At 67.0% G+C, this 17,927-nt stretch carries 19 protein-coding genes; 15 read left to right on the top strand and 4 right to left on the bottom strand.

Annotated elements, in window-relative coordinates; genetic code table 11:
* Positions 1 to 162: 162 nt before the first annotated feature.
* Positions 163 to 1,362 carry an ADP-forming succinate--CoA ligase subunit beta gene (sucC, locus tag GGR47_RS16405; protein WP_017980456.1) on the bottom strand — a complete coding sequence of 400 codons (1,200 nt, stop codon included), beginning with the start codon at positions 1,360 to 1,362 and terminating at the stop codon, positions 163 to 165.
* A gap of 131 nt (positions 1,363 to 1,493) precedes the next feature.
* On the opposite strand from sucC, the gene GGR47_RS16410 reads away from it, so the two are divergent.
* Positions 1,494 to 2,009, top strand: a complete 516-nt coding sequence (locus GGR47_RS16410) for a sterol desaturase family protein (RefSeq protein ID WP_147036346.1) — start codon at positions 1,494 to 1,496, stop codon at positions 2,007 to 2,009.
* Between the two features lie 24 nt (positions 2,010 to 2,033).
* The gene (locus GGR47_RS16415) at positions 2,034 to 2,384 is read left to right on the top strand and encodes a PilZ domain-containing protein (protein WP_017980458.1); all 351 of its coding nucleotides are present in this window, start codon (positions 2,034 to 2,036) and stop codon (positions 2,382 to 2,384) included.
* A 69-nt stretch (positions 2,385 to 2,453) separates the two neighbouring features.
* Here GGR47_RS16415 and GGR47_RS16420 read toward each other — a convergent pair whose 3' ends face one another.
* Entirely contained in the window at positions 2,454 to 3,389 is a 936-nt protein-coding gene (locus GGR47_RS16420) for a ribose-phosphate pyrophosphokinase (RefSeq protein ID WP_024310320.1), read from the bottom strand.
* Positions 3,390 to 3,480: 91 nt separating this feature from the next.
* Here GGR47_RS16420 and GGR47_RS16425 point away from each other — a divergent pair, with 91 nt between their 5' ends.
* Both GGR47_RS16425 and GGR47_RS16430 read left to right on the top strand, forming a co-directional pair.
* Positions 3,481 to 4,818, top strand: a complete 1,338-nt coding sequence (locus GGR47_RS16425; protein WP_147036344.1) for a glutamate--tRNA ligase — start codon at positions 3,481 to 3,483, stop codon at positions 4,816 to 4,818.
* A gap of 223 nt (positions 4,819 to 5,041) precedes the next feature.
* Entirely contained in the window at positions 5,042 to 5,716 is a 675-nt protein-coding gene (locus GGR47_RS16430; RefSeq protein WP_147036342.1) for an energy transducer TonB, read from the top strand.
* A 140-nt stretch (positions 5,717 to 5,856) separates the two neighbouring features.
* Here GGR47_RS16430 and GGR47_RS16435 read toward each other — a convergent pair whose 3' ends face one another.
* Positions 5,857 to 6,087 (bottom strand): hypothetical protein, encoded by a 231-nt coding sequence (locus GGR47_RS16435; protein ID WP_017980462.1) that lies wholly within the window; start codon positions 6,085 to 6,087, stop codon positions 5,857 to 5,859.
* A gap of 96 nt (positions 6,088 to 6,183) precedes the next feature.
* On the opposite strand from GGR47_RS16435, the gene GGR47_RS16440 reads away from it, so the two are divergent.
* From GGR47_RS16440 to GGR47_RS16465, 6 genes are all read left to right on the top strand, one after another.
* Positions 6,184 to 8,031, top strand: a complete 1,848-nt coding sequence (locus GGR47_RS16440) for an ABCB family ABC transporter ATP-binding protein/permease (protein WP_147036340.1) — start codon at positions 6,184 to 6,186, stop codon at positions 8,029 to 8,031.
* An 89-nt stretch (positions 8,032 to 8,120) separates the two neighbouring features.
* A complete protein-coding gene (locus tag GGR47_RS16445; RefSeq protein WP_147036338.1) occupies positions 8,121 to 8,687 on the top strand; it encodes a ComF family protein in 567 nt (188 codons plus the stop codon).
* Positions 8,688 to 8,689: 2 nt separating this feature from the next.
* Positions 8,690 to 9,256 (top strand): hypothetical protein, encoded by a 567-nt coding sequence (locus GGR47_RS16450; RefSeq protein ID WP_063686968.1) that lies wholly within the window; start codon positions 8,690 to 8,692, stop codon positions 9,254 to 9,256.
* A 92-nt stretch (positions 9,257 to 9,348) separates the two neighbouring features.
* Complete coding sequence (gene recQ, locus GGR47_RS16455; RefSeq protein WP_147036336.1) at positions 9,349 to 11,118, top strand: DNA helicase RecQ; 1,770 nt, start codon at positions 9,349 to 9,351, stop codon at positions 11,116 to 11,118.
* 198 nt (positions 11,119 to 11,316) lie between these two features.
* Positions 11,317 to 11,751 carry a protein tyrosine phosphatase family protein gene (locus tag GGR47_RS16460; protein ID WP_147036335.1) on the top strand — a complete coding sequence of 145 codons (435 nt, stop codon included), beginning with the start codon at positions 11,317 to 11,319 and terminating at the stop codon, positions 11,749 to 11,751.
* A 7-nt stretch (positions 11,752 to 11,758) separates the two neighbouring features.
* Entirely contained in the window at positions 11,759 to 12,178 is a 420-nt protein-coding gene (locus GGR47_RS16465) for a hypothetical protein (RefSeq protein WP_063686974.1), read from the top strand.
* Positions 12,179 to 12,223: 45 nt separating this feature from the next.
* Here the strand turns inward: GGR47_RS16465 and GGR47_RS16470 are convergent, their stop codons facing one another.
* On the bottom strand, positions 12,224 to 13,297 hold the full coding sequence (locus GGR47_RS16470; RefSeq protein WP_147036333.1) for an alkene reductase: 1,074 nt from the start codon (positions 13,295 to 13,297) through the stop codon (positions 12,224 to 12,226).
* Positions 13,298 to 13,349: 52 nt separating this feature from the next.
* Here GGR47_RS16470 and GGR47_RS16475 point away from each other — a divergent pair, with 52 nt between their 5' ends.
* From GGR47_RS16475 to ssb, 5 genes are all read left to right on the top strand, one after another.
* Positions 13,350 to 14,303 (top strand): DMT family transporter, encoded by a 954-nt coding sequence (locus GGR47_RS16475; RefSeq protein WP_078462246.1) that lies wholly within the window; start codon positions 13,350 to 13,352, stop codon positions 14,301 to 14,303.
* The gene (locus GGR47_RS16480; RefSeq protein ID WP_147036331.1) at positions 14,300 to 14,971 is read left to right on the top strand and encodes a COQ9 family protein; all 672 of its coding nucleotides are present in this window, start codon (positions 14,300 to 14,302) and stop codon (positions 14,969 to 14,971) included. Before GGR47_RS16475 ends, GGR47_RS16480 begins: the two co-directional genes overlap by 4 nt.
* A 122-nt stretch (positions 14,972 to 15,093) precedes the next feature.
* A complete protein-coding gene (locus GGR47_RS16485) occupies positions 15,094 to 15,366 on the top strand; it encodes a FeoA family protein (protein ID WP_063686980.1) in 273 nt (90 codons plus the stop codon).
* A gap of 13 nt (positions 15,367 to 15,379) precedes the next feature.
* Positions 15,380 to 17,242 (top strand): ferrous iron transporter B, encoded by a 1,863-nt coding sequence (gene feoB, locus GGR47_RS16490; RefSeq protein WP_183949596.1) that lies wholly within the window; start codon positions 15,380 to 15,382, stop codon positions 17,240 to 17,242.
* Positions 17,243 to 17,259: 17 nt separating this feature from the next.
* The gene (gene ssb, locus GGR47_RS16495; RefSeq protein WP_183949597.1) at positions 17,260 to 17,838 is read left to right on the top strand and encodes a single-stranded DNA-binding protein; all 579 of its coding nucleotides are present in this window, start codon (positions 17,260 to 17,262) and stop codon (positions 17,836 to 17,838) included.
* The last annotated feature ends 89 nt before the right edge of the window (positions 17,839 to 17,927 follow it).

Genomic DNA, 17,927 nt, shown 5'->3' on the forward strand with positions numbered 1-17,927 from the left:
TTTCTATCGCAAAGTCCTCCCCCGCCAGGCGGGGGAACCGTTCGGCATCAGCCGAATGGTCGAAGGGGAGGTCAGGAACGGCCTTCATGAACGGCACCCTATCCTCCCCCTCCGTCACCGCTGCGCGGCGCCACCTCCCCCTTGCGGGGGAGGACTAAGGGATCACGCGGCCTTCTGGACCTCTGCGACGATCTTCTTCGCGGCATCGCCCAGATCGTTCGCAGGAACGATCGCGAGGCCCGAGTTCGCCAGAATGTCCTTGCCGGCCTGCACGTTCGTGCCTTCGAGGCGGACGACCAGCGGCACCGACAGGTTCACTTCCTTCGCGGCGGCGACGATGCCCTCGGCGATGATGTCGCACTTCATGATCCCGCCGAAGATGTTGACGAGGATACCCTTCACCGCCGGATCGGCGAGAATGATCTTGAACGCCGCCGTCACCTTTTCCTTGTTGGCGCCGCCGCCGACGTCGAGGAAGTTGGCCGGGAACATGCCGTTCAGCTTGATGATGTCCATCGTCGCCATGGCGAGGCCGGCGCCGTTGACCATGCAGCCGATGTCACCGTCGAGCTTGATGTAGGCGAGGTCGTACTTCGACGCCTCCAGCTCCATCGCGTCCTCTTCGGTGGTGTCGCGCAGCTCCATCAGGTCCTTGTGACGGAACATCGCGTTGCCGTCGAAGCCGACCTTGGCGTCGAGCACGACCAGCTTGCCATCGTCGGTGACGGCGAGCGGGTTGATCTCGATCTGCTCGGCGTCGGTGCCGAGGAACGCGTCATACAGCTTCGACGCGACGCTGGCGGCCTGCTTGGCGAGATCGCCGGTCAGCTCCAGCGCGGCGGCGACGGCGCGGCCGTGATGCGGCATGAAGCCGGTCGCGGTGTCGATGTCGATCGAATGGATCTTCTCGGGCGTGTCGTGCGCCACGGTTTCGATGTCCATGCCGCCTTCGGTCGAGGCGACCATCGAGACACGGCCGGTCGCGCGATTGACGAGCAGCGCGAGGTAGAACTCCTTGGCGATGTCGACGCCGTCGGTGATGTACAGGCGGTTCACCTGCTTGCCGGCGTCGCCGGTCTGGATCGTCACCAGCGTGTTGCCGAGCATGTCGGTCGCATGCGCGCGGACTTCGTCAGCGGTCTTGGCGAGGCGGACGCCGCCCTTGGCGTCGGGGCCCAGTTCCTTGAACTTGCCCTTGCCGCGGCCGCCGGCGTGGATCTGCGCCTTGACGACATACAGCGGTCCGGGGAGCTTCTTCGATGCCTCGACCGCTTCCTCGACGCTGAGCGCCGCAAAGCCTGCCGGCACGGGCACGCCGAACTTCGCCAGCAGTTCCTTGGCTTGATATTCGTGGATGTTCATGGCCTGCCTCGCATTATGCTATAAAGAGGAGATTGCCGCCGCCCTTTGCACAGGCGGCGCGACGAATCCACCCCGGATATAGCACGGGGATCGATCGTTATCGCAAACGCTTCGCATTAGATGGAATACGCATGTCCTGGCCGATCGGCATCCTTCTGTTTCTGGCGACGGTGATCGGCATGGAGGGCTTTGCCTATGCCGCGCACCGCTGGATCATGCATGGGCCGGGCTGGTTCCTGCATGCGAGCCACCACACCAAGCGCGAAGGCAATTGGGAGCTAAACGACCTGTACGCCGCGATCTTCGCGGTGCCCTCGTTCGTGCTGCTGCTCGGCGGGGTACAGCTGGGCTGGTGGCCGGGCTTCGCATGGATCGGCGCGGGGATCGCAGCCTATGGCGCGATCTATTTCGGCTTCCACGACATCATCGTCCATCAGCGGATTCCGACGCGCTATCTGCCCAAGTCCAGCTACATGAAGCGGATCGTCCAGGCGCATCGGCTGCACCATGTCATCGAGACGCGCGAGGGCAACGTCAGCTTCGGCTTCCTGGTCGCTCCCCGGCCCGAAGCCTTGAAGGCCGAACTCAAGCGGCGCGGGCGGCAGGGGGTGCGGGCGCCCGCCGGGGAGCCGTTGGCAGAAAAGTAACGCCTTCCGTGGCACGATACAGCCATGGAACAGCCGACCTTCACGCCGCCGTACCAGCCCATCGCCCTCAACGGGACGGAGGAGGGCGCCGAGTCGCGCCGATCGCTGCGCAAGGCGGTGACGATGCGCGCGCACCTGCGCGATCGCGGGCAGACCCGGTTCGAAATCGACGTGACCGACCTGTCGCTGATGGGGTTCCGCGCCGAAACGTCGTTTACGCTATGGCCGGGCACGATCGTTTGGCTGACGCTGCCGGGGCTGGCCGGTCTGGAGGCCGTGGTCGCGTGGCGGGACAAGACGCAATATGGCTGCGCCTTCGCCAAGCCGCTGCACCCGGCGGTGTTCGACCACATCATCGCGCTCAGCCAGCGATAGGCGCTGACGCCGGTAAAGCCGTCGTCAGTCGCGTCACGCTGTGCGCGTGAGTGGCCGCGCCTGCGCCCGTCAGTCGAACAGCGACGACACGCTCGTTTCGTCGGCGATGCGCTTGATCGCCTCGCCCAGCAGCGGCGCGATCGGCAGGTGGCGGATCTTCGACGTCGCGCCGATCGATTCGTGATTGCCGATCGAATCGGTGATGACGAGTTCGGTCAGCACCGATCCCTCGACGCGTGCGACCGCGCCCCCCGACAGGACGCCGTGGGTGACATAGGCGACGACATCCTCCGCCCCCGCCTGCCGCAGCGCCGCCGCCGCATTGCACAGCGTACCCGCCGAATCGACGATATCGTCGACCAAGATGCAGAAGCGTCCTTCGACGTCGCCGATGATGTTCATCACCTCCGATTCGCCGGCGCGCTCGCGGCGCTTGTCGACGATCGCGAGCGGAGCGTTGTCGAGCCGCTTGGCGAGCTGGCGCGCACGCACGACGCCACCGACGTCGGGCGAGACGACCATCAGGTTGCGACCCTTGAAGCGCGCATGGATGTCCGCGCTCATCACCGGCGCGGCATAGAGATTGTCGGTCGGGATATCGAAGAATCCCTGGATCTGCCCGGCGTGGAGGTCGACCGACAGCACGCGGTCGGCGCCGGCGACGGTGACCAGATTGGCGACGAGCTTGGCCGAGATGGGCGTGCGCGGCCCCGGTTTCCGGTCCTGGCGGGCATAGCCCATATAGGGGATGACTGCCGTGATGCGCTTGGCCGATGCACGCTTCAACGCATCGATAATGATCAGCAGTTCCATCAGATTGTCGTTCGCCGGGAAGCCGGTCGATTGGAGCACGAACACGTCCTCGCCGCGCACATTCTCCTGGATTTCGACGAAGATCTCCTCGTCGGCGAACCGGCGGACCAGCGCGTCGGTCAACGGGCTTTCGAGATAGTTCGCGATCGCCTGCGCGAGCGGAAGGTTCGAATTGCCGGTGATCAGTTTCATGCGCTGGGCTCCCTTGCGCCGCCCTTTATCGTCGATGGCGCCTTTCGCAAACCGCTTCGCTTCGCCCGCCCGCGGCGGTAGGAGCGCGGGCATGACCGTCATCACCCGCTTCGCCCCCTCTCCCACCGGCATGCTCCACGTCGGCAATATCCGGGCGGGGCTGCACAATTGGATGTTCGCGCGGGGGCAGCGCGGCCGGTTCGTGCTGCGCATCGACGATACCGATGCCGAGCGGTCCGAGGAGCGGTTCGTCGACGGCATCCGCGCCGATCTCGCCTGGCTGGGCCTGACGCCCGATGCCGAGGTGCGCCAGTCGGAGCGATTCGCGCTGTATCAGGCGCGGTTCGATGCGCTGGTCGCGGCGGGGCGGATCTATCCGGCCTATGAGAGCGCGCAGGAACTGGACCTGAAGCGCAAGATCCTGCTCGGGCGCGGCCTGCCGCCGGTCTACGATCGCGCGGCGCTGGCGCTGAGCGATACGCAAAAGGCGCAGTTTGAGGCGGATGGCGTCGCGCCGCACTGGCGGTTCAAGCTGGATCATGACGCACTGATCCACTGGGACGATCTGATCCGCGGCCCGCAGAGCTTCGATGCGAAGACGATGAGCGATCCCGTCGTGCGGCGCGCCGACAGATCGTGGCTGTATATGCTGCCATCGGCGATCGACGATGCCGATCTGGGCATCACCCATGTCGTGCGCGGCGAGGACCATGTGTCCAACACCGCGCTGCAATTGCAGATGTTCGATGCGATGGGCGTCACGCCACCCGCCTTCGCGCACGAAGCGCTGCTGACCGGCGCCGAGGGCAAATTGTCCAAGCGTCTGGGATCGCTGGGCGTCGCGCATTTTCGCGACGCGGGGATCGAGCCGCAGGCGGTCGTCGCGCTGCTCGCGCGGATCGGGACGAGCGATCCGGTCGAGCCGATGGTCGATCCCGCACCGCTGATCGCCGCCTTCGACTTCGCGCGCTTCGGCCGCGCGCCGGCGCGATTCGACGAGGCGGAACTGGCGCAGGTGAATGCGCGGATCGTCCATCAACTGGCCTATGACGCGGTCGCCGATCGGCTGCCCGACGGGATGGGCGTGGCGGAATGGGATGCGGTGCGGCCGAACCTGTCGCGCGTCGCCGAGGCGGCAGACTGGTGGCAGGTAATCGAGGGGCCGATCGCCGCGCCGATGCAGGACGACGAGGCGCGTGCCTACCTCGCTAACGCGGCGGCGGTGGCAGAGGGCTTGGACTGGGGTGACGACGCCTGGGCAGCGCTGACGACAGCGCTCAAGACGGCGACGGGCCGCAAGGGCAAGGCGCTGTTTCTACCGCTGCGCCAAGCATTGACCGGGCTGGACCATGGGCCCGACATGGCGGCGCTGTTGCCGCTTATCGGCCAGCCGCGCGCCATCGCACGCCTCCGGGACGCAGCTGGATAAGTTCGGTCACGCTTCTCCGGCGCGCCAAGATCGCCATTCGGACGGATGAATCGCGCGGGCTGGCGTCCCGCTTAGGCGTGAGCCCTTTCTCCTCTGCCTGTCCGCCTCTGCGACGCAAAGCGGCATCGCCCAACCCCTTGACGATCATATGTTATGGTGTAACGTTTCATGTCTGAGCGGCGTCGCCCCGGTCGAGGGCGACCCGACAGAGAGGAGACGGACGATGTATGCAGACCGCTACGCCAAGCCGACCCGTTTCAACCCCGGCGGCCTGACCGCTGCCATCGCGATCAACGCCGCGTTGGTCGCGGCGCTGATGTTCGCGGGGCCGAAGATCCTGCCCGAGGGGCCCGACCATGTGCTGGTCATCGGCAATATCCCGCTCGACCCGCCACCTCCGCCGCCGATCCCCGAGGTGAAGCCAGCCGAAACGGCGCCGCATCATGCGACCGAGACGATCTTGGCACCCGTGCCGGAAATTTCGGTGCCGACCAACCCGACCGACCTGGCCCTAACGACGATCCCGACGCCACCGGCACCGACCAAGATCATCGGCACCGATCCCGGGCCGGCAGTCGAGGCGCCGGCACCGCCCGCGCCACTGCCGTTTGTCGGCCCCAGCATCGATTCGCGCTACGCTGACGCCTTCCAGCCGGATTATCCCGCGGTCGAACGCCGCGCCAATCGCGATGGGCGCGTGACGGTGCGCGTGCTGGTCGGCATCGACGGGCGCGTGAAGCAGATCGAACAGGTCAGCGCGACCAGTGATGCCTTCTGGCGCACGACGCAGGAACGGGCGCTGAAGGCCTGGCGCTTCAAGCCGGCGACACGCGGCAACGTGCCGGTCGAGGCGTGGCGGACGATGACGCTGACGTTCCGCATGGAGGATGCCGGCTAAAACCGCATGGGGTGACGCGTCCGTCCGGGACGCGTCACCCCAAGGCGGGCCAGAACCTTTCCCGGCCCCTGCCGTCTCATAATGCTGGAAAACCCAGGCCTCCGCCGGAATGACGGCCACCCCGTGTCGCTGAAGACGGGTTACGACCGACGCGGCTTGATGTCCGCCTTTGCGATCTGCGCGCCCGACGTACGGCATTGCGCGCCGATCATCGGATAGGGCACGTCCGTGTTGCGTGCGAGCTGATCAGGCAGTGCCGCCCGGCATTGCGCCATCGACTGATAGTGGATCGGGACGACCCGAGCCTCGGTGCATTGGACGTTGCCGTCGCCGCAGCCCATGATCGCCATCACGTAGAACAACGGTTCCATGATGCCCTCGCTTGTCAACTGGTAAAATTCGCGAGGGCGCTAGTATGTTCCGCGCCGCGCTTTCTTCGCCGGGGCGCCGTGCCTACATAAGCGGCAATGCCGCCCACCGATCCGACCAGCCAGACCCGCGCCGACCAGCCGTTGCTGCCGACGCTGCGCCGTTTCCTCCCCTATCTGTGGCCTGCGGGTGAAACGGGGCTGAAGGCGCGCATCGTCGTCGCGATGCTGCTCGTCGTCGCGAGCAAGATCGTTCAGGTCTTCGGTGCGGCCTATACGCTGAAATATGCGGTCGACCGGATGAGCGTCGGCGACCGAAGCCTCGTCACGATCGTCGTGCTGCTGGTGATCGGCTATGCCGCCTCGCGCTTTTCGACGACGCTGTTCGACAATCTGCGCAACGCGGTGTTCGAACGCGTCGGGCAGGATGCGACGCGGCGCCTCGCGGCGAGCGTCTTCCGTCACCTGCACGGCCTGTCGCTGCGCTTCCATCTGGAACGGCGCACCGGCGCCGTCACCAAGGTGGTCGAACGCGGCACCAAGAGCATCGATACGATGCTGTATTTCCTGCTGTTCAACATCGCGCCGACGGTGCTGGAGCTGGCCATGGTGTTGACGATCTTCTGGACCAGCTTCGGCTGGCCGCTGGTCGCCGCGACGGTGGCGATGGTCGCGATCTATATCGTCTTCACGCAGAAGGTGACCGACTGGCGCAACGCGTTGCGGGCGCAGATGAATGATCTCGACACCGGCGCGGTCGCGCATGCGGTCGATTCGCTGCTGAATTTCGAGACGGTCAAATATTTCGGGGCCGAGGAGCGTGAAGCGAAGCGCTACGACGCGGCGATCAGCGCCTATGCCGCCGCGGCGACCAAGTCGGAAAACAGCCTCGCATGGCTCAACGTCGGGCAGGCGCTGATCACCAACGCGATGCTCGGCGGCGGCATGGCCTATGTCGCCTGGGGGTGGAGCCAGGGGCGGTTTTCCGCGGGCGACGTGGTGTTCGTATCGACCTTGCTGTCGCAGCTGTTCCGGCCGCTCGACCTGCTGGGCATGGTCTATCGTACGATCCGCCAGGGCGTGATCGACATGGCGAGCATGTTCGCGCTGATCGATACGCCCGCCGAGGTCGTCGACGCACCGAACGCCGCGCCGCTGGTGGTGGATCGCGGGCGCGTGCGGTTCGAGGACGTGCATTTCGGCTATGACGCGGATCGCGAAATCCTGAAGGGCCTCGACCTCGACATTCCGGCGGGCACGACGCTGGCGGTGGTGGGGCCATCGGGCGCGGGCAAGTCGACGCTCGCGCGGCTGATGTACCGCTTTTACGATGTCGACGCAGGCGCGATCACGATCGACGGCCAGGACGTGCGCACCGTGACGCAAGCCTCCCTGCGCACCGCGATCGGCATCGTGCCGCAGGACACCGTGCTGTTCAACGACACGATCGGCTACAACATCGGCTATGGCCGCGAAGGCGCGTCGGACGCGGAGATCGCCCAGGCCGCGTCGGGTGCGGCGATCGCCGGCTTCATCGAACGCCAGCCCGATGGCTTCGCGACCCGCGTGGGCGAGCGCGGACTGAAGCTGTCGGGCGGCGAGAAGCAGCGCGTCGCGATCGCGCGCACGCTGCTGAAGAACCCGCCGATCCTGATATTGGACGAAGCGACCAGCGCGCTCGACAGCCGCACCGAGGCGGAGATCCTCGACACGCTGAAGGCGATCGAGCGCGGTCGCACGACGATCGTCATTGCGCACCGGCTGTCAACGGTGGTGCATGCCGACCAGATCGTCGTCCTCGACGGTGGCCGGGTGGCGGAGCGCGGCACGCACGCGGAACTGCTGAAGCGCAGCGGGCTCTACGCCGAAATGTGGGCACGCCAGGCCCAGGAGCGCGACGACGAGGATGTCGCCGGCGCCGGTGAGGGTGCGTTGGCGGCGGAGTGACGCCGCCAAAACGGATCAGCTACGACCTTCAGCGCTGAGGCATAATCTTCATACGGCTTCCCCACGCAACGTGACGGGGATGTCTTATAATGAAGATAATCGATGGCCTTTGGGACCAAGGCTTCGCACTCGACAAGCACACCGTGTCGAGCACGTATCTCGGCGACGACGACAATGGGAATCCGCAGTTCGACACAAAGCGTACCGACATTGGCGAGGCTTTGTTTCAGCTGAAATATCGCGGCGGCTGGCAATACGTCCCGGCACTGGCCGATGCCTTGGCGAAACAGATACAGGCCACTCTTCCGCGGTTCGATGTCATCGTTCCGATGCCTGCATCCGCCGTACGGCCGCGCCAGCCCGTGACGGAGCTTGCAACGGAGGTCAGCCGCATCCTCGGCATTCGGATGGACGGCGCCCTGCTCCAAAAAACCGCCACGTCACAGCTCAAAGACCTGACCAACCGATCGGATAAGGATGCCGTGCTGGCCGATGCGTTTTCAGTCCACGACGCTGGCCTGGCTGACGGCCCCGTCGATGTGTTGCTGATCGACGATCTGATCCATACTGGTGCTTCTCTCGACGCCGCGTGCGCCGCGTTGCGGACCTCGCACAGGATCGGGCGCATCTATGTGGCTGTGTTGACTTGGAGATAACAGTGCCCACCAGCGGGACGGTCTTCATCGCCGGATCCATCGCGATCAGCCGATTGCACCCTGTCGTCTGCGATCGGATCGGGAATGCCGTCGACCGCGATATGGCGGTCGTGGTGGGCGATGCCGATGGCGCCGATACGGCAATCCAGCGCGTGTTGCTGGATCGACAAGCGCGCTCCGTTACGGTCTACTGCAGCGGAGACCGCCCGCGTAACAATGTCGGAGATTGGCCCGTCGAGCATATTTATCCCGATGCTCCGCCGGGCACGCGCCGGTGGTTCACTGCCAAGGACATCGCGATGGCGGAAGCCGCCGATTACGGACTCATGATCTGGGATACACGCAGCACGGGCACGCTTTCGAATGTCATCGAATTGCTCTCCGCAGACAAAAAGTCCGTCGTGTTCGTCAACAAGGCGAAAGAGTTCATGAAGGTTGCCGATGTGGAGGGTCTAAACCGTCTGATCGACTTGATGTCGGTAACGGCAAGGGACAAAGCAGAGCAGAAGATGCGCCTGTCCGATAAGGTCGACGCTCTTCGCCATCGACAGGGTGCGCTGTCTTTATGATGTGCCCGTCCAACGAGGCAGGCGACGGCGTCGGGCAGATGGCTTAGCCTACGCCTCGACGCTGCGGCCCGTCCCGCCTACATGAGCCGGTAATGCGTCCCGATCCCCTGCCCACCCTGTCCCGCGTCTTCGGCTTTGCGGGGTTCCGCGGCGTGCAGGAAGAGGTGGTGTCGCGGGTGCTAGCCGGCGAGCGGACGCTGGGGGTGATGCCGACCGGCGCGGGCAAGTCGCTGTGCTACCAGCTGCCGTCGGTGATGCTGGAGGGGACGTGCGTCGTCGTCTCGCCGCTCATTGCACTGATGCACGACCAGCTGCGTGCCGCCGAAGCGGTGGGCATTCGCGCGGGCACGCTGACCAGCGCCGACCAGAATCGTGGCGAGACGATCGCGCGGTTTAAGGCTGGCGAACTCGACCTGCTCTATATCGCACCCGAACGCGCTTCGACCGGGCATTTCCGCGAGCTGCTGGGCAGCGCGAAGCTCAGCCTGTTCGCGATCGACGAGGCGCATTGCGTCAGCGAATGGGGGCACGATTTCCGCCCCGATTATCGCCTGCTCGCACCGCTGATGGACGCGTTCCCGGACGTGCCGCGGCTGGCGCTGACCGCGACGGCGGACGCGCATACCCGCGCCGATATCCTCGCGCAGCTCGGCATCCCGCAGGACGGGCTGATCGTGTCGGGCTTCGACCGGCCCAATATCCGCTATGCGATCAGCCCCAAGGCGAACACGACCAAGCAGATCGCCGACGTGATCGCCAGTACGCCCGGCCCCGGCATCGTCTATGCCCAGACGCGTGCGGCGACGGAGAAACTGGCGGAGGCGCTCGCCCGCACCGGCCGGCCGACCCGCGCCTATCATGCGGGGCTGGAGCAGCATATCCGCGCGAAAAACCAGGCGGATTTCGTCGCTAGCGAAGACATGGTGATCTGCGCCACGGTCGCGTTCGGCATGGGCATCGACAAGCCCGACGTCCGCTTCGTCGCGCACGCCGGCCTGCCGAAATCGATCGAGGCCTATTATCAGGAAACCGGCCGTGCAGGGCGCGACGGCGATCCGGCGGTCGCGCATCTGTTCTGGGGCGCGGAGGATTTCGCGCGTGCGCGCCAGCGGATCGGCGAGGTCGAGCCTGAGCGGCAGGCCGGCGAACGGACGCGGCTGGCCGCGCTGGGGGCGCTGGTCGAGACGGCGGGCTGCCGGCGTCGCATCCTGCTGAAGCACTTTGGCGAAGACCTCATCGAAGACTGCGGCAATTGCGACAATTGCCTGGGGTCCCCCGATGCGGTCGATGCGACGACGGTCGCGCAGAAATTCCTGTCCGCCGTCTTCCGCACCGGCCAGCTGTTCGGCGCGGGCTATATCGAGCAGGTGCTGCTGGGCCAGTCGACCGACCGCAGCGTCGATCGCGGGCATGAGGCGCTGTCGGTGTGGGGCATCGTCACGGGCGAGGAAGCGGCGCTGGTCAAGCCGGTGGCGCGCGCGCTGCTGCTGCGCGATGCGTTGCGTACGAATGCCCATGGCGGGCTGGAGTTCGGCCCCGGTGCGCGGCCGATCCTGAAGGAGGGCGCACGGGTGATGCTGGTGCTGCCGCCCAAGCGGGTCCGGGGCAAGAAGCGCGACGCGGGCGTGGCGATCAACCCGGCCGACAATCCGCTGTTCGAGGCGCTACGGACCTGCCGCCGCGATCTGGCCAAGGAGGCCGGCGTGCCGCCCTATGTCATCTTCCACGATTCGGTGCTGCGCGAGATGGCGGCGCAGCGGCCGACCAGCCGCTCGGCACTGATGCACCTGTCCGGCATCGGCGCGCGGAAGCTGGAGGCGTATGGGGATGCGTTTCTGGAGGTGATCCGCGCGGCGGATTAGCGGCGAGCCAAGTCCCCCGTTCGCCCTGAGCCTGTCGAAGGGCATGCTACCCCGCGCGGCGTCGCGCGTGGGGACGCCTGTGCTTCGACAGGCTCAACACGAACGGTGGTTGTGGACCGGGCGATCGCTGCACTAAAATCCTGCCGGACCGCGACCAAAACGGCTGACGCGGCTCGGTTGATCGCGTAACGGGACCGGATGGCCGATATCCGCACGATCAACGAATCCATCAGCGTCGCCCCCCAGATCACGCCGGAGGACATGGCGGCGATCAAGGCGGCGGGCTTTGTGGGTATCGTCAACAACCGCCCCGACGAGGAGGAAGCGGGCCAGCCGGCGGGCGAGGCGATCCGCGCTGCGGCGGCGGCGGCGGGCCTGACCTATGTCGCGATCCCGATCACGCATGCCGGCTTCTCGCACCCGCAGATCGACGCGATGACGCAGGCGCTGGTCGGCGCGGACGGGCCCGTGCTCGCCTATTGCCGGTCGGGGACGCGCAGCTGCAACCTGTGGGCGCTGGCCGCTGCGAAGGCGGGGCGCAACCCAGAGCTGCTCGTCGCCCAGGCGCGCGCCGCCGGCTACGATCTGTCGGGGATGCGCCCGACGCTGGACGCACTCGCCGGCGGGCAGTGATCCGGCCATGCGGTTCGATGAGACGGCGATCGGGATCGCGCTGATCGCCGGCCTGGTGGTGCTGCTGGTCGTCGGCGGCATCGTCTGGGCGGTGCGCCGTGGACGCGTCGGGCGGATCGAATCGCCCGAAGAGGCCGCCGCGGCGGCGGACGAGGCGCTTGGGGGCTTCGAGACGTTGGGCGCGGTGGTCGGCGCCGATGGCGTGGGCGCGCTGGCGGTCGATCGCGCGGGCCGCGTCGCGGTGATGCGCCGCTATGGCAAGAGGATCACGGTGTGCGAGATCGCCTGGCTCGCGCTGCGCTCGACGGTCGAGGGGATCGAGATCGACAGCGGCGACCGGCGCATGGGTCGGGTGCTGATCGCGGGCGTCGATGCGCTCGACGTGCGGCGCTTGGCGCCGGCAGACCTCAAGAAGATGATCGGCTGAGGCCGATATCCCTCCCCCGGCGCGACCGGAGGAGGGGCAGGCGGATTACGCGTCCTGCGTTTCCAGCGCGGGATAGTCGGTGTAGCCCTCGCGGCCCTTGCTATACCAGGTCTTCGGGTCGTCCTGGTTGAGCGGCGCGCCCTGGCGCAGGCGTTCGACCAGATCGGGGTTGGCGATATATTTGCGACCGAAGGCGATCGCATCCGCGACGCCCGAATCCAGGTCGGCCTGTGCGCTGGCGCCGTCATAATCCTGGTTCAGCACCAGCGGCCCCTTGAAGACCTTGCGGATTTCGGGGCTGAGCTTGGGCACGTCGCTCTTGCCGAACGTGCCGTCGGGGCCCTGTTCGCGCAGTTCGAGGAAGGCGATGCCGAGCGCGTCGAGCGCCGCGGCGGCGGGGACGAAGACGCTGGCAGGATCGCTGTCGTCGGCGCCCTGCGTCTCGCCGTTGGGTGACAGGCGGATGCCGGTGCGGCCCGCACCGATCGCATCGGCGACGCGCGCCACCGATTCGCGCATGAAGCGAATGCGGTTTTCCGGGCTGCCGCCGTAATCGTCGTCGCGATGGTTGGTGCCGTCGCGCAGAAACTGGTCGATCAGATAGCCATTGGCGCCGTGCAGCTGCACGCCATCGAATCCGGCGCGGATCGCATTGCGCGCGGCCGTCGCGTAATCGTCCTGCACGCGGGTGATATCGTCGAGCGTCGCGGCGCGCGCCTCGCCATAGGGGTTCGGCTCCTTGTGATAGGGCGCGCGCGTCGCCGAGGACGACAGCGGCGTCATGCCGATCACGTCGGGGCGCGACAGGCGGCCCATGTGCCAGATCTGCGCGACGATCTTGCCGCCCGCCTCATGCACCGCCGCGGTCACCGGCTTCCACGCCTCGACCTGTTCCTCGGTCCACAGGCCCGGCGCGTTGGGCCAGCCCAGCCCTTCCTGGCTGACGCCGGTGCCTTCGGTGATGATGAGGCCGGCGCTGGCGCGCTGGCGGTAATAGTCGATCATGATCTCGGTCGGCACATGGCCGTCGGTCGAGCGGCCGCGGGTCAGCGGCGACATGAAGATGCGGTTGGCGGCGTGGATATCGCCAAGCTGGATGGGGTCGAAAAGGCTCGGCATGGATGCTCCGTTAGTGGCCTGACGCGGGGAAGATAGGGCGCTACAGGGCGGCATGCATCGGCCCGACCCCACAAGAAAAACTGTGCCTGCGCCAACGGTGCCGGTTGCCGCTACGGACACCGCGCCCGCGCTGGGCTTCGTCGCGCTGATCCTGGCGAATATCGCGCTCGCATTCGGGCCGTGGTTCGTGCGGTTGGCCGATGTCGGGCCGGTGGCGGCGGGGTTCTGGCGGATCACGCTGGCGATTCCCTTCCTCGCCGCATTGTCGCTGGCGGCAGGCGCCCGGCCGGTGCGGATGCCGGGCGGGCTGTGGCTACTGATCGCCGTCGGGGGCGTCGCCTTCGCCGCCGATCTGGCGAGCTGGCACCTCGGCATCGTGCGCACGACGATGGCCAATGCGACGCTTTTCGGCAATTCGGCGATCCTGATCTATCCGCTGTACGGATTCCTGGTGGCGCGCGCCTGGCCATCGCGCGGACAGGGGATCGCGCTGCTGCTCGCGGCGGTCGGTGCCGGGCTGCTGATGGGCCGGTCGTACCAGGTCGATCCGCGCAACCTGGCGGGCGACCTTCTCTGCATCGTCGCCGGCATCCTCTACACCGTCTATTTCATCATGATGGCCAAGGTGCGCGAAACGATGCGACCGCTGCCGGCGCTGACGCTGGCGAGCTGCGCAACGGCGCTGCCGCTGCTCGTGTTCGCGGTATTGCTCGGCGAGCGTGTGTGGCCGGGGCATTGGAGCGCGCTGCTCGGCCTCGCCCTCGTCAGCCAGGTCTTCGGGCAGGGCTGCATGATCTATGCGCTGGGCCGCATGTCGCCGCTGATCGTCGGCATCGCGCTGCTGATCCAGCCGATCGTCGCCGGCGCGGTGGGCTGGATCGCCTATGGCGAGCGGTTGCAGGGAGCCGATTGGATCGGCGTGGCGTTGGTCGCGGTGGCGCTGGTATTGGTGCGCCGCGCCGAGGTTGCACCGGCGCGTGCGCAGGCGCAGGAGATGGCGGCATGACCCAGGATACGATCGACACCAGCGACCTGACGCTCGACGAGATTCGCGTGGCGCTCGCCCCCGGCATCGCCGCCAACGCCGCCTTCGACGGCTGGGGCGACGCCGCGCGCGATATGGCGGCCGAGGCGGCGGGGATCGACCGCGACGTCGCACGACTCGCTTTTTCCGGCGGTGCGGTCGACATGATCGATGCCTGGTTCGCGCATATCGATGCGGCGATGGCGGGCGCGCTCCCGCCAGAACGCCTTGCGACGATGAAGATTCGCGAACGCATCGCGGGACTGGTCGAGTCGCGGCTCGACGCTTTGGCTCCCGATCGCGAGGCGCTACGCCGCGCGCTGACCATCCTCGCCATGCCGCAGAATGTCGCGCGGGCGGCGAAGCTCGGCTGGCGCAGCGTCGATACGATGTGGCGCATGGCCGGCGATACCGCGACCGATTACAACCACTACACGAAGCGGACGATCCTGCTCGGCGTCTATACCGCGACGATCACGGTGTTCCTGGACGACGACAGCGAGGGGCAGGCCGACGCGCGCGCCTTCCTGTCGCGGCGGATCGACGGGATCATGCGGTTCGAGAAGGCCAAGGCGGGGTTCGTCAAGCGCTACGAGCACCGGCCCAGCCTGTCGCGCTTCGTCGGGCGGCTGCGGTATCCGGTGGTGTGAGCACTCCGTCATCCCGGACGTGTTCCGGGATGACGGACTGTAGGCTGCGCGCCGCGTCGCATCCCGATAGGTCGGAGACGCACCCTTTACTCGCCCCTGCGTAAATGATAATCACTCGCAGCATGGATATGTCGCGTACGCCATCCCTTGATCTCGTCTCGCTGCCCCGGCGTCAGCCGGCGACGGTGGCGGGGATCGACTGGGCGCGACTCGCTGCGCCCGAGGCGCGGCGGTTGCGCGAACTGGGTTTCGATGAGGGCGTGTCGGTGGAGGTGCTGCACCGCGCCTCGCTGGGCAACGGCCCAATCGCCTGCCGGATCGGGCGGATGACCGTCGCGCTGCGCCGCGCGGTCGCGGGAGCCGTCCACGTCGCGCTGCCGGCCGGCGCCGAATAAGCCGACGCAGACCGTGCATGCAGCCCCGCTGGTGGCGCTGGTCGGCAATCCCAATGCCGGCAAGAGCGCGCTGTTCAACGCGCTGACGGGCGCGCGACAGAAGGTCGGCAATTATCCCGGCGTCACCGTCGAGCGCCATTCGGGCCGGCTGGTGCTGGACGATGGTCGCCCGGTCGAGCTGATCGACCTGCCCGGCGCCTACAGCCTCGAACCCTCCAGCCCCGACGAACGCGTGACGCGCGACGTCGTCACCGGCGCGAGCAGCCTGGAACGCCTGCCCGACGCGCTGGTGGTGGTGGTCGACGCGGCCAATCTCGACAACCATCTGCGCTTCACCTTGCAGCTGATCGCGCTCGGCCTGCCGGTGGTCGTCGCGCTCAACATGGTCGATCTTGCCGAACGCGACGGGCTGACGCTCGATGCGGCAGTGCTGGAGCGCGAGCTGGGCGTGCCGGTGATTGCGACCGTCGCGGTGCGCAAGCGCGGGCTGGACGGCCTGCGGGCGGCGCTGGGATCGATTCTGGTCGGCGGCGCGGCGACGCGCCTGCGGCCCTCGGATGGCAGCATCGACGAGGATATCGTGACGCTGCAACGCCGCGCGCGGCAGATCGCCGCGGCGGCGACGGTGTCGGAGACGGCGGGGCGGCGCTGGGCGCATGCGCTCGACGCGGTGGCGCTGCACCCGGTCGCGGGGCCGCTGCTGCTGGTGACGATCCTGTTCGTGATGTTCCAGGCGGTGTTCACCTGGGCGACCGTGCCCGCCGACGCGATCGATGCCGGCTTCGGCGCGCTACAGGATGCGATCAAGAGCGCGATGCCCGACGGCTTCGTCCGCTCGCTGCTGACCGACGGGCTGATCGCTGGCGTCGGCGCGGTGATCGTCTTCCTGCCGCAGATCCTGATCCTGTTCCTCTTCATCCTCGTGCTCGAATCGTCGGGCTATATGGTCCGGGCGGCGTTCCTGATGGACCGGTTGATGGCGACCGTCGGCCTGTCGGGACGCGCGTTCATTCCGCTGCTGTCGAGCTTCGCCTGCGCCGTTCCCGGCATCATGGCGACGCGCGTGATCGACGACGAGAAGGATCGGCTGACCACCATCCTGATCGCGCCGCTGATGACGTGCAGCGCACGCTGGCCGGTCTACACCCTCATCATCGGCGCGATGATCCCCAACACGCCGCTGCTGCCCTTCGTGCGGTTGCAGGGCGTCGTGATGTTCGGGCTGCTCATCACCGGCATCGCCGGCGCCTATGTCGCGGCACTGATCCTGCGGCGTACCGTCACCAAGGGCGCATCGTCGGGCTTCATGATGGAAATGCCCAAATATCAGATGCCGCGGATGCGCGACGTCGCGCTGGGGCTGTGGCAGCGCGCGGTGATCTTCCTGAAGCGCGCCGGCACGATCATCGCGGCGACGACCGTGGTGCTGTGGCTGCTGCTCAGCTTCCCCAAGCCGCCCGAGGGCAGCGGGATCAGTCCGGTCGACTATTCGGTCGCCGGCCGGATCGGCCATGGCATCGAATATGTCGTCAAGCCGATCGGCTTCAACCGCGACATCGCGCTGGCGCTGTTGCCGGCGATGGCGGCGCGTGAAGTCGCGGTGTCGGCGATCGGCACGGTCTATGCGATCGACGACAAGGATGGCAGCGGCACCGACCGCATCACCGACCAGATCCGCGGCCGCTGGACGCTGCCGACCGCGCTCGCCTTCCTGATGTGGTTCGTCTTCGCACCGCAGTGCATCAGCACGATCGCCGTGACCCGACGCGAGACGAACGGGTGGAAGTGGCCGCTGTTCATGGTTGGCTATTTGTTCGCCGCCGCCTACATCATGGCCGGTATCACATACTGGCTGGCGGTGTTCGCCGGCCTCTAGGCATTTCGGGGCATTTCATGGCGGGCAGCGTCAACAAGGTCATTCTGGTCGGCAACCTGGGGCGCGACCCCGAAAGCCGCAGCTTCCAAAACGGCGGCAAGGTGGTGAACCTGCGCATCGCCACGTCCGAATCGTGGAAGGACCGCAACACCGGCGAGCGCAAGGAAAAGACCGAATGGCATTCGGTCGCGATCTTCAACGAAGGCCTCGCCAACGTCGCCGAGCGGTTCCTGCGCAAGGGATCGAAGGTCTATATCGAGGGCCAGCTCCAGACCCGCAAATGGCAAGACCAGAACGGTCAGGACAAATATTCGACCGAGATCGTGCTGCAGGGCTTCAACAGCGTGCTGACCATGCTCGACGGTCCCAACGGCGGCCAGGGCGGCGGCGGTGGCGGCCGTAGCGGTGGCGGCAACGACTGGGGCGGCGGCGACGACTTCGGTGGCGGGTCGAGCGGCAGCTACGGCGGCGGCGGCAGCCGCGGCGGTTCGTCTGGTGGTGCGTCCGGCGGCGGCCGCGGTGGCTTCGGCGGCGGGCAGAGTGGTGGTCCGGGCGGCGGCTTCGCCGACGATCTCGACGACGACGTACCGTTCTGACTCCGGGGGTGTAACTAATTCTGTAACTAGCCTCAATCCCACGAGGTAAAAGCTGCAGATCAGGTTGTAACTGCGCCAGCGTTCCTGGC

Origin of the sequence: Sphingomonas aquatilis (assembly GCF_014196115.1) — a bacterium.
GTDB lineage: Bacteria > Pseudomonadota > Alphaproteobacteria > Sphingomonadales > Sphingomonadaceae > Sphingomonas > Sphingomonas aquatilis.

What these genes read in the sequence shown, in the direction of transcription:
- sucC (WP_017980456.1), bottom strand. Translation starts at nt 1,362, where the DNA reads ATGAACATCCACGAATATCAAGCCAAGGAACTGCTGGCGAAGTTCGGC.
- GGR47_RS16410 (WP_147036346.1), top strand. Translation starts at nt 1,494, where the DNA reads ATGTCCTGGCCGATCGGCATCCTTCTGTTTCTGGCGACGGTGATCGGC.
- GGR47_RS16415 (WP_017980458.1), top strand. Translation starts at nt 2,034, where the DNA reads ATGGAACAGCCGACCTTCACGCCGCCGTACCAGCCCATCGCCCTCAAC.
- GGR47_RS16420 (WP_024310320.1), bottom strand. Translation starts at nt 3,389, where the DNA reads ATGAAACTGATCACCGGCAATTCGAACCTTCCGCTCGCGCAGGCGATC.
- GGR47_RS16425 (WP_147036344.1), top strand. Translation starts at nt 3,481, where the DNA reads ATGACCGTCATCACCCGCTTCGCCCCCTCTCCCACCGGCATGCTCCAC.
- GGR47_RS16430 (WP_147036342.1), top strand. Translation starts at nt 5,042, where the DNA reads ATGTATGCAGACCGCTACGCCAAGCCGACCCGTTTCAACCCCGGCGGC.
- GGR47_RS16435 (WP_017980462.1), bottom strand. Translation starts at nt 6,087, where the DNA reads ATGGAACCGTTGTTCTACGTGATGGCGATCATGGGCTGCGGCGACGGC.
- GGR47_RS16440 (WP_147036340.1), top strand. Translation starts at nt 6,184, where the DNA reads ATGCCGCCCACCGATCCGACCAGCCAGACCCGCGCCGACCAGCCGTTG.
- GGR47_RS16445 (WP_147036338.1), top strand. Translation starts at nt 8,121, where the DNA reads ATGAAGATAATCGATGGCCTTTGGGACCAAGGCTTCGCACTCGACAAG.
- recQ (WP_147036336.1), top strand. Translation starts at nt 9,349, where the DNA reads ATGCGTCCCGATCCCCTGCCCACCCTGTCCCGCGTCTTCGGCTTTGCG.
- GGR47_RS16460 (WP_147036335.1), top strand. Translation starts at nt 11,317, where the DNA reads ATGGCCGATATCCGCACGATCAACGAATCCATCAGCGTCGCCCCCCAG.
- GGR47_RS16465 (WP_063686974.1), top strand. Translation starts at nt 11,759, where the DNA reads ATGCGGTTCGATGAGACGGCGATCGGGATCGCGCTGATCGCCGGCCTG.
- GGR47_RS16470 (WP_147036333.1), bottom strand. Translation starts at nt 13,297, where the DNA reads ATGCCGAGCCTTTTCGACCCCATCCAGCTTGGCGATATCCACGCCGCC.
- GGR47_RS16475 (WP_078462246.1), top strand. Translation starts at nt 13,350, where the DNA reads ATGCATCGGCCCGACCCCACAAGAAAAACTGTGCCTGCGCCAACGGTG.
- GGR47_RS16480 (WP_147036331.1), top strand. Translation starts at nt 14,300, where the DNA reads ATGACCCAGGATACGATCGACACCAGCGACCTGACGCTCGACGAGATT.
- GGR47_RS16485 (WP_063686980.1), top strand. Translation starts at nt 15,094, where the DNA reads ATGGATATGTCGCGTACGCCATCCCTTGATCTCGTCTCGCTGCCCCGG.
- ssb (WP_183949597.1), top strand. Translation starts at nt 17,260, where the DNA reads ATGGCGGGCAGCGTCAACAAGGTCATTCTGGTCGGCAACCTGGGGCGC.